Genomic DNA, 9,331 nt, shown 5'->3' on the forward strand with positions numbered 1-9,331 from the left:
CTGTAGCAGCTGCCGAGCCCGCGAGGCTGCGTTCGGCGGCGAAGCCGTCGTGAAACCTGAGCATGCGGTATCTCGCCGGGCGTCTGCTTAGGTCGAGCGCGACCCCGGAGCCGACGCAGGCTTCGCCAGCTGCTACAGAGGATCGTCAGCAGGTTCATGGAAGCATCCTTTCGACTGCGTCGGTGAAGACCTTGGGCGATGCGAGTTGCATCTCACGGCTGTCCATGTCGACAGCGACTTGCACGGACACGGCGCGGGTCAGGCGTTCGCCGGTGTCCAGGTCGCTGATCAGGTAGTTGATCTTCAGGCGGTTTTCCCATTCCACCAGATTGGCCCGCACGTTCAGCTTCTGGCCGAACACGGCGCCACGCACGTAACGCAGTTGCAGGTCGATGACCGGCCAGGCATAGCCCGACTCGACCATGGCGGTGTAGTTGTGGCCGATCTTGTCCAGCAACGCGCAACGGGCGACTTCGAGGTATTTGACGTAATGGCCGTGCCAGACGACGTGCATGGTGTCGACGTCGAAAAATGGCACCTGGATTTCCGTATCGGTGTGAAGCACGCCCCTGCTACGCATGAAGCCTCCAGTGTTGTTCGGCAATTCGCTTGAGGCACAGACGCAATTCGCCTTCCAGTGCCCTATCTTCGATGACCGGCGGGAAGTCCTTGCCCAGGGCTTCGTGCATGGCCGCCAGGGCCGGTGGCAGAGGACGCGCGTCCTCGGCTTTGCTGCGCAACCAGACGCCTTGATTGGCGGCCAGCAGCGTGGCGGCAGCGACCTGCTCGGTCAGTTCAAGCACGCGAATGGCGTCCCGCGCCGCGATGGTGCCCATGCTCACCTTGTCCTGGTTGTGACACTCGGTGGAGCGCGAAAACACACTGGCGGGCATGGTATTTTTCAGCGCTTCGGCGGTCCAGGCACTGGTACCGATCTGCACCGCCTTGAAGCCATGGTTGAGCATCGCGCGATCAGCTTTGGCGCCGGACAGATTGCTCGGCAGGCCGTGGTTGTAACGCTCGTCCACCAGCAGCGCCAGTTGGCGATCCAGCAGATCGGCGACGTTGGCGACCAAGTTCTTCAGGCTGTCCATCGCGAAGGCAATGTGACCGCCGTAAAAGTGCCCGCCGTGCAGCACACGCTCGGCTTCGGCGTCGATGATCGGGTTGTCATTGGCGCTGTTGAGCTCGATTTCGATGAAGGAGCGCAGCCAGTTCAGGCTGTCAGCCAGCACGCCGAGAACGTGCGGCGCACAACGCAGGGAATAGCGGTCCTGCAGGCGATGCAGCGGTGCAGTCGGCGCGTCGATTGCCAGGTCCTTGCGCAGCCAGGCGGCCACTTGCATCTGCCCGGGATGAGGCTTGGCGGCGAACAGGCGCTCGTCGAAGTGCTCCGGATTGCCTTGCAGCGCAACCACGTTCAGCGCCGTGATGCGCGTGGCGAGTTGCAACAGGTAATCGGCGCGGGCATAGGCCAGGCAAGCGAGGCCGGTCATGACGGCAGTACCGTTCATCAACGCCAGCGCTTCCTTGGGACGCAGCACCAACGGCTCCCAGCCGAGTTCGTCATGCACATCAGCGGCCTGTCGACGTTCGCCACGGAACATCACCTCGCGTTCTCCCGATAACGTCGCGGCAACATAGGACAACGGCGTCAGATCCCCGCTGGCGCCTACCGAACCTTCCTCGGGAATCAGCGGCAGGATGTCGTGTTCGATGAACGCCTGGAGGCGTTCGAGCAGTTCCACGCGAACCCCGGACACTCCTTGGCACAGCGACTGCAAACGTGCGGCGAGTACCGCACGAGTCGCCTGGGCGTCGAGCAATTTGCCCAGGCCGCAGCCGTGGAACGTGTAGAGATGACGGGGCAACGCCTCGACGTGATGCAGCGGCACCGCCACCACGCAAGAGTCGCCATAACCGGTGGTGACACCGTAGATCACACCTTCCTTGTCCAGCAGGGAATCCAGGAACTGCGCGCCCTTGGCGATACGCCGACGGAACTCGGGGTCGCCTTGCAATTGCGTCGACGCCTGACGGTTGGCCAGGGCCAGCACGTCTTCGATGGACAAAGGGAGTTCGCCGAAAGTTACCGGCTCAAGCGTTGGCGTCGTCATCGGTCTTCCAGAAAGGGTAAAAGTTGAACCATTGTTGAGGGGCTTCGAGGCAATAGTGACCCAAGCGTTCGGCGTAGCGGGTCGCCCACTGATGAATGACCTGCTCGCGCTCGCTTCGTTTCCAGACCACGGCGTCGGTGAACGGTTCGAGGGTCAGTCGATAGTCGCCTGTGGGTTTCTTGAGGCACAGCAACAGATTGACCGGGCACTTGAGCAGTCCGGCCAGCAGCCACGGTCCTTGGGGGAATGCCGCTTGATGCCCGAGAAAGTCCACCGTGACGCTACGCCCGCCGTGCAGCGGCACGCGGTCGCCGGCAATCGCCAGCCATTCACCGCGCTCCAGGCGCTCATGCAGTTGCAGCATGATCACCGGGTTCAGCTCGCTGACCTGGATCAGGCGCAGGTTGGTCGCCCCGGCTTCGCCCAGCAAACGATTGAATTGTTCGGCGTGCTTGGTGTGCACCAGCACGTTCATGGTGACCTTTTCGCCGATCTCGGCGAGCGCGCGGCAGACTTCGAGGTTGCCCAAATGTGCGCCCACCAGCATCTGCCCGCGAGTACCGCGTAGCTGACTGCGCAGCAGCGCCGGGTCGATGATTTCGATCTGCTCGATGCTCAGTTTGCCGTTCCACACGTCGAGCTTGTCGAGCATGGAATCGGCAAACGCCATGAACTGACCGAACACCCGCCAATGGGTCGGGCGCAGTTCGCTGCGGCCACTCCAGTCGGCGAGGCGCTGCTGGTATTGCCAGGCGCTTTTACGAGCGCTGCGGCCGAACAGGAAAAAGTACAGGACGATGCCGTACAGCAGCGGGCTGAGCAACCGCCGGCCCAGCACTTTGGCGCAGACGGCGGTGAATTTCATCAGCCAGAAACTGCCGCGTTCCTCGCGGTCGGCCCAGTGCTCGTTGTCGACGCTCATGCTCGCCACCGCCGCCAGAGAATCACCGGCGCCCGCAGCAACATGCCGAAGAACAGGCGTGTGTGCATGCTCGAAATCAGCACGTTGTCGTGGAACAGGCGGAAATGCGAAACGCCGTCCAGCGGGTAATGAACCTTGGTGGGCAGCCAGTGCATGGGCTGGTTGCGCCAGGCCAGTCGCACGAGGATGTCCGAGTCGAAATCCATGCGTTTGCCAATTTTTGCCGAATTGATCAGCGCCAGGGTCGGTGGCACTGGGTAGACGCGAAAGCCGCACATGGAATCGCGTATCTGCAACGACAGCGTGTTGATCCAGACCATGACGTGAGTCAGGTAGCGGGCATACAAGCGACCTTTTGGCACGCTGTCGTCGTACTGCGGATAACCGCAAATGACTGCTTCGGGATGCGTACGCGATTGCTCGATGAAAACACTCACGTCCAGCAGGTCGTGTTGACCATCGGCGTCCACCTGCAAGGCGTGGCTGAAACCCAGGCGGGAAGCCTCGCGCAGACCGGTCATGACCGCGCCGCCCTTGCCCTGGTTAGCGGTGAGGCGGATCAGGTAGACGTTCTCGCGCTGGGCCAGTTGGTCGAGTACTTTTGCACAGGCTGGATCGCTGGCATCGTCAACCAAAAGGCAGGGCAGGCGACTGCCGAGCACCGCATCGACCACGGTGGTGATGGCGGTTTCGTGGTTGTAGACGGGGATGATGGCGCAGGGGTTATGCATGAAGATTCACACCCCTGTAGCAGCTGGCGAAGCCTGTGTCCGGCCGCGAAGCGGTCGTTGAGGGTTTTTTGGAGTGAATGGGCAGGCCAAGGCGAGTGCTTCGCACTCGGACGCAGCCTTCGGCAGCTGCTACAGGGGATCGTACATTACCCACCATTGGCCTCCAGCAAAATCCGCCCGCTTGAACAGGTCGCGGTCTCGTTGCGATAGGCGAAATACAACTTGCTGCGTACCGGGTCGAAGCGCAGATGCAGTTGCACTTCATCCCCAGGACGCACCAGTTGCTGAAATTTCAGGACCTCCATGCCGGCAAATTTTTCCGGCAGGTTCATCAGTTGCTGGCCAAAGCTTAACGCCCAATCCACCTGCACCACGCCCGGTAACACTGGCGTCTGCGGGAAATGACCGCTGAAAAAGGCGAGGTCCGGTGGCACCGCCAGTTGCAGGCTCCATTCACCCTCGACCTCAACCTGTTCGAGCACCTCCGGTGTTTTTGGACGCGGCGCCAACAGCAATGCTTCGACCTGGGCTTGCGGCAGTTTGCCCTGCGCGTTCAGCGGCAGTTGCCGCAAAAGACGCCAGCGTCGCGGCAGCGCCAGGGTTTCGCAGTGCTGGCTCAGGTGCTGGCGCAGTGCTTCAGTGAGTGTGCGCCGGCCTTGATTGCGCAAGGCATGCAGGCCGGACTCGCTCAGCACCAGCAGCGCGCCCAATGAGGCGCGGTTTTCCTGCACGACGCCAAGGCGCGCTTCAGCCACCCAGCCGTGGGCCATCAGGGCGTGTTCGAGCATCGGAAGCGAGATACGCTTTTCTTCCAGTTTGACGATTCGGTCCAGCCGCCCCAGCAATTCGAATCGGCCGTCGGCAGCGATTCGCGCAGCATCCGCAGTGTGTTCGGTATGACCGGGTGGCAGATAAGGCGAAGCGACAAGCAGCGCGCCGTCGCTGTCCTGGCTCAGCTCGACACCGGTAAAGGGTCGCCACAGGTCATCTGCCTGACGCCAGGCAATACCCCCCGTTTCCGAGCTGCCGAGAATTTCTGTCGGCCACTGTTGCAAGCGCTGCTGCAAACGTTGCGCGGCCTCGGCCGGTAAGGCGCCGCCGGATGAGAACACCCGACGCACCGCGCTCAAGGCTGGCCAGTCGAGGTTGTCACCCATGCGCTTGAGCAGTGCCGGGCTGGCGACCCAGGCGAAGGTGTGCTGTTCGCGGCTGGCGCGCTGCAGGTCCTCCGGGAAGGCCAGTTGCGTGCGCACGAACGGACGTCCGGCGCACAGCGGCCACAGCACCCTGAACAGCAATCCATAAATATGCTGGGTGGCGACGCTGGAGATGATGCAAGCCTCGCCCAGGTCCACGCCCCAGAGCGCTTCCAGCGCTTGGACTTCAATGGCCAGTTGACGAAGGGTTTTCTCGATCCGCTTGGGTTCACCGCTGGAACCGGAGGTACACACGCTCAACCGACAAAGGTCCAGATCCAGTTCGGCGGGGGGCATTGGCGGATGTTGATAATCGGTCAGGTGCCCATCGCCTGCCAGATCGGTCAGCCACAGGTCGACGTCGCTCGACCAGCGCTGGCGCGTTTGGGGTTGCAGATCGGCAGGCAGCAGCACGCTAACACCGGCGCGCCAGGCACCGAGCAGGGCAATGGCCAGATCCGCTGCGTCTTCGAAATGCACGGCGACACGCTGCACGCCTTGCTCTTTCAGGCCGGCGGCCAGACTCAATGCCTGTTCGCACAGGTGCGCGTGATTCAGTACCGGCTCGGCCGTCACGGCGCGCTCCGGATGAGCCTTGAGCAGCAGATGCTCAAGTTTTATCCAATTCATGGGTGGCCTCGTACCCGTTGGCGTATCAGCCATTCAATGGCAAACAGCAGCCCCATCAACCCGTAGGAGATCAGGCCGGTGTACAACATCCACCAACTCAGCGGAGCCCAGAGGGTCAGGGCGGCGGCCAGCAAACCGTTACACAGAAAAAATACGCTCCAGGCGATGGTCACCTGGCGGGTATAAACAATGGCCTTGGCCGGCAGATGCGGCTCACGCAGGCGAGCCAGGCGTTCGACCATCGGCGGACCGAATTTCAGGCTCAGACCAAACAGGCCGAGCATGAATGCGCTGATCAGCACCGGGTACCAACGCAGCAACAGCGGGCTGTCGAACACCGCCAGTAACAGGCAAAACGTTATCGCGGTGATCGCCATCCACACGCTGCCTGGCTTGCGTGACCCCAATAGCGCCCGCGCCAGCCACAAGCTGCCCAGCAGCAAACCAAATTGCCACGGGGCGAAATGCTCCATGCCGAAATACACCGCGAAAGGGTACAGCAGGCCCGCCAGCAGCAGGCCCAGGCCGATCAATCGGCTCATGCGGCGGGTTCAACCAGACGGTAAACCGCCTCTACCACGTCGCTGACGGTACGCACCGATTTGAACTCCTCGGCGGCGATTTTCTTGCCGGTTTGACGCTTGATGTGATCGATCAGGTCGACGGCATCGATACTGTCGATTTCCAGGTCCTGGTACAGATTGGATTCGAGGCTTACGCGCTCGGGGTCCAGCTCGAAGAGTTCGACCAAGGCATCGCGCAAGGTGTTGAATATGTCGTCACGAGTTTGCATGGTCCGGTCTCAAGCTGCCTGTTTTGCGGTGACGAACGCCGCAAGGCTCGCCACGTTACTGAAGTGATTGCGCGTGTCCTTCGCATCGGCATCGATTTTGATGCCGTACTTTTTCTGGATCGCCAGGCCGAGTTCAAGCGCATCTACCGAGTCCAGGCCCAAGCCTTCGCCGAACAGTGTCTGGTCGTCGCCGATGTCTTGTGCGCTGATGTCTTCAAGGCCCAGGGCGTCAATGATCAGTTGTTTGATTTCACGGTGTAGTTCGCTCATCTTCGGCGAGCTCCTTAATGTAGTAAGAATGCAAAAAATCGTTGAGCTTGCGTGAGGCCTGGGGCGCCGGGCCACACGCGGCGAAGGCTTGTGGGTCTATATCGGCCCCGACGTGGAAACTGAAGTGCACGCGGCGTTTCGGAATGCGATACCAGGGCTCGGCCTTGGTGAGCGTCGTGGGGCTGACTTTAATGGTCACCGGAGTGAGGATTTCCGCACCGCGCAGCGCGATTGCCGCGGCCCCCCGATGAAAGGCCGGTGGTTTACCGGGCTGGGTGCGAGTGCCTTCGGGAAAGATGATCAGGGTCTGGCCGCTTTTCAGCGCATCGGCGGCGGCATCAAGCATGTCCATGCTGCCGTCGTTACTGATGTAGTCGGTGCTGCGCAGGGGGCCACGGGTGAAGGGATTTTCCCACAGGCTTTTTTTGACCACGCAGTTGGCGTGGGGCACAAGGCCGATCAGAAACACTACGTCGATCAGCGACGGGTGATTGGCCACGATCATCTGCCCTGGCCGGCCGAGCTTTTCGGCGCCCTGAATGTTGTAGGTCAGCACGCCGGAGCGGGCCATGAACCGCACAAAAAACCAGAAACAGCGACTGACGGTTTTCCTTGCCCGCAGCCTGTGGGTCTGGGTATCACCAGGCAGGCAGTTCAGGATCGGGAAAACCACCAGGCGCAGGCACAGCCCGCCCAACCCGAAGAGGGTGAAGCTGGCGGCGGTTGCCAGCAGACGCCAGTAATAGGCGTCGCGGGCTTTCTCGGTTACTGGTTGCGTTGCCAGGTCCATACACGATTTTTCCAGGCATGTTGGCAGGTGGTCTGCTGGCCGAGCAGGGTACGCAAGAGATTCAGTGCGTGAGGCCAGTGGGGTTTGGACAATGCTTGTGGGGTGCTGTTCAGGGACAGCTGCCAATCTTTACCGGGTGTGAGCAACAGGCCCAGCGCATACGGGAACGGCACATCGTCAATCCAGGTCGAGTAGGCTTCGGGCGGTTGCTCTTCGGTGACCACCACCAGCACCGCGGTCGCGCCTTCTTCAAGCAGCGCCGCCGCCTCTAGCATGCCGTGTTCCAGCCCGTCGCCGGCCGCCGCGAGCGCGGTCATTTCACTGGTTTCACCCCGCATGATCGACCAGAGACCGATGATCGCGTTGTGAACAGAGAGACTGAACTGGGTCGGTGAAAGAGGCTGATCAGCGGCCAGTTCACTCAAGATGTCGAAGGTGCGTGGGGTTTCGCCGTGTCGGGAAATAAAGACCAGCGGTAAATCCTTCAGACCATCGGCCAACGGCCAGCCAACACTGAAAGCCATCCGCGCCAGACGGCTGAGTCGGCGACGCTGCATCGCGGGTAGAAAAGAGACGTCGGGGGCTGCATCGCTGCTCGGCAGCACGACCGGATCGCGGCTCCAGGCCTGCCAGTCGTCCACACTTTCGAGCCCAGGGGCCCAAGCGCGCCATTGGGCGATGTTGAAATTGATCACAGACATTCATCCCGCCCCTGGGCTTTTTTGACGCAGTGAGTCACGAACCAGCGACATGCCTTGCGTGGCGCCAGGCGCCGAGTGGCGCGCATTATCCCGGTGCAGCGGGCGTGTAGCAAATGCTGGTTACATTTTGCTCAACAAAATGTACCGGTTGGTTCGGGAAAAGATGTCGCTTGGCCAGCATTCATATTGCGACGGAGGAGGTAGCTAAGCGGCGTGGTAGACCACTACACTCGGTCATTCTTTGATACACGGAGGTTTTGACATGCGTCGCGTGGTGTTTAATCAAAAAGGTGGCGTAGGCAAATCCAGCATTGCCTGCAATCTGGCAGCGGTCAGCGCCAGTGAAGGCTATCGCACCCTATTGGTGGATCTCGATGCCCAGGCAAACTCCACTCAGTACCTGACAGGTCTTACCGGTAATGACATCCCGATGGGCATTGCCGATTTCTTCAAGCAGACCCTGTCTTCCGGGCCGTTCTCGAAGAAAAACAGGGTCGACATCTACGAAACCCCTTTCGATAATCTCCATGTCATCACCGCCACTGCCGAGCTGGCCGACTTGCAGCCCAAACTTGAGGCGAAACACAAGATCAACAAGCTGCGCAAACTGCTCGACGAATTGTCCGAAGATTACGATCGGATCTATCTCGATACGCCGCCAGCGCTGAATTTCTATGCGGTTTCGGCATTGATCGCAGCCGATCGCGTGTTGATACCGTTCGATTGCGACAGTTTTTCGCGCCAGGCGCTGTATGGTTTGCTGGCTGAAATTGAAGAACTGAAGGAAGACCATAACGAAGGCCTGGAAGTAGAAGGCATCGTCGTTAACCAGTTTCAGGCCCGGGCCAGCCTGCCGCAGCAAATCCTCGATGAGCTGATTGCGGAAGGATTGCCGGTGCTGCCTGTTTACCTGAGTACGTCGGTGCGCATGCGCGAATCCCATCAGGCCAATACGCCGCTGATTCATCTCGATCCTCGGCACAAGCTGACCCAGCAATTTGTCGAGTTGCATAACCTTCTCGAAAACGCCTGATTTACCGAGAACACAGAACCCATGTGGGAGATTCTATGTTGCCCAGCAACACAAAATTCTCAAGCCGATAGGTATTCGCTCTGATTTTTCATCAGAGCGAACGCCACCCGACAGAGCTTGCGAGCCAAGGCCACCAAAGCCTGAGTTT

At 60.5% G+C, this 9,331-nt stretch carries 11 protein-coding genes; 1 reads left to right on the top strand and 10 read right to left on the bottom strand.

Annotation, left to right across the window (positions count from 1 at the left end; genetic code table 11):
* Positions 1-154 precede the first annotated feature (154 nt).
* From GBC55_RS23295 to GBC55_RS23340, 10 genes are all read right to left on the bottom strand, one after another.
* Positions 155-580 (bottom strand): acyl-CoA thioesterase, encoded by a 426-nt coding sequence (locus GBC55_RS23295; RefSeq protein WP_162439894.1) that lies wholly within the window; start codon positions 578-580, stop codon positions 155-157.
* On the bottom strand, positions 573-2,117 hold the full coding sequence (locus GBC55_RS23300) for an aromatic amino acid ammonia-lyase (RefSeq protein ID WP_162439893.1): 1,545 nt from the start codon (positions 2,115-2,117) through the stop codon (positions 573-575). Before GBC55_RS23300 ends, GBC55_RS23295 begins: the two co-directional genes overlap by 8 nt.
* Positions 2,098-3,039 (bottom strand): glycosyl transferase, encoded by a 942-nt coding sequence (locus GBC55_RS23305; RefSeq protein ID WP_162439892.1) that lies wholly within the window; start codon positions 3,037-3,039, stop codon positions 2,098-2,100. Before GBC55_RS23305 ends, GBC55_RS23300 begins: the two co-directional genes overlap by 20 nt.
* The gene (locus tag GBC55_RS23310; RefSeq protein ID WP_162439891.1) at positions 3,036-3,770 is read right to left on the bottom strand and encodes a glycosyltransferase family 2 protein; all 735 of its coding nucleotides are present in this window, start codon (positions 3,768-3,770) and stop codon (positions 3,036-3,038) included. Before GBC55_RS23310 ends, GBC55_RS23305 begins: the two co-directional genes overlap by 4 nt.
* A gap of 146 nt (positions 3,771-3,916) precedes the next feature.
* Positions 3,917-5,596, bottom strand: a complete 1,680-nt coding sequence (locus GBC55_RS23315) for an acyl-CoA synthetase family protein (RefSeq protein ID WP_162439890.1) — start codon at positions 5,594-5,596, stop codon at positions 3,917-3,919.
* On the bottom strand, positions 5,593-6,138 hold the full coding sequence (locus tag GBC55_RS23320; protein ID WP_162439889.1) for a hypothetical protein: 546 nt from the start codon (positions 6,136-6,138) through the stop codon (positions 5,593-5,595). The genes GBC55_RS23315 and GBC55_RS23320 overlap by 4 nt, the downstream gene beginning before the upstream one ends.
* Positions 6,135-6,389: an acyl carrier protein gene (locus tag GBC55_RS23325; protein ID WP_059408122.1), complete on the bottom strand. Its 255-nt coding sequence runs from the start codon at positions 6,387-6,389 to the stop codon at positions 6,135-6,137. The genes GBC55_RS23320 and GBC55_RS23325 overlap by 4 nt, the downstream gene beginning before the upstream one ends.
* A 9-nt stretch (positions 6,390-6,398) precedes the next feature.
* Positions 6,399-6,659 carry a phosphopantetheine-binding protein gene (locus GBC55_RS23330; RefSeq protein WP_162439888.1) on the bottom strand — a complete coding sequence of 87 codons (261 nt, stop codon included), beginning with the start codon at positions 6,657-6,659 and terminating at the stop codon, positions 6,399-6,401.
* Positions 6,640-7,449 carry a lysophospholipid acyltransferase family protein gene (locus GBC55_RS23335; RefSeq protein ID WP_162439887.1) on the bottom strand — a complete coding sequence of 270 codons (810 nt, stop codon included), beginning with the start codon at positions 7,447-7,449 and terminating at the stop codon, positions 6,640-6,642. The genes GBC55_RS23330 and GBC55_RS23335 overlap by 20 nt, the downstream gene beginning before the upstream one ends.
* Entirely contained in the window at positions 7,425-8,150 is a 726-nt protein-coding gene (locus GBC55_RS23340) for a beta-ketoacyl synthase chain length factor (RefSeq protein WP_162439886.1), read from the bottom strand. The genes GBC55_RS23335 and GBC55_RS23340 overlap by 25 nt, the downstream gene beginning before the upstream one ends.
* Positions 8,151-8,412: 262 nt before the next feature.
* Between GBC55_RS23340 and GBC55_RS23345 the strand changes: the two genes are divergently transcribed.
* Positions 8,413-9,183, top strand: coding sequence for a ParA family protein (locus GBC55_RS23345; RefSeq protein WP_162439885.1), 771 nt, complete (start codon positions 8,413-8,415; stop codon positions 9,181-9,183).
* Positions 9,184-9,331: the final 148 nt, after the last annotated feature.

The organism is Pseudomonas sp. TNT3, from assembly GCF_010095445.2.
Lineage (GTDB): Bacteria > Pseudomonadota > Gammaproteobacteria > Pseudomonadales > Pseudomonadaceae > Aquipseudomonas.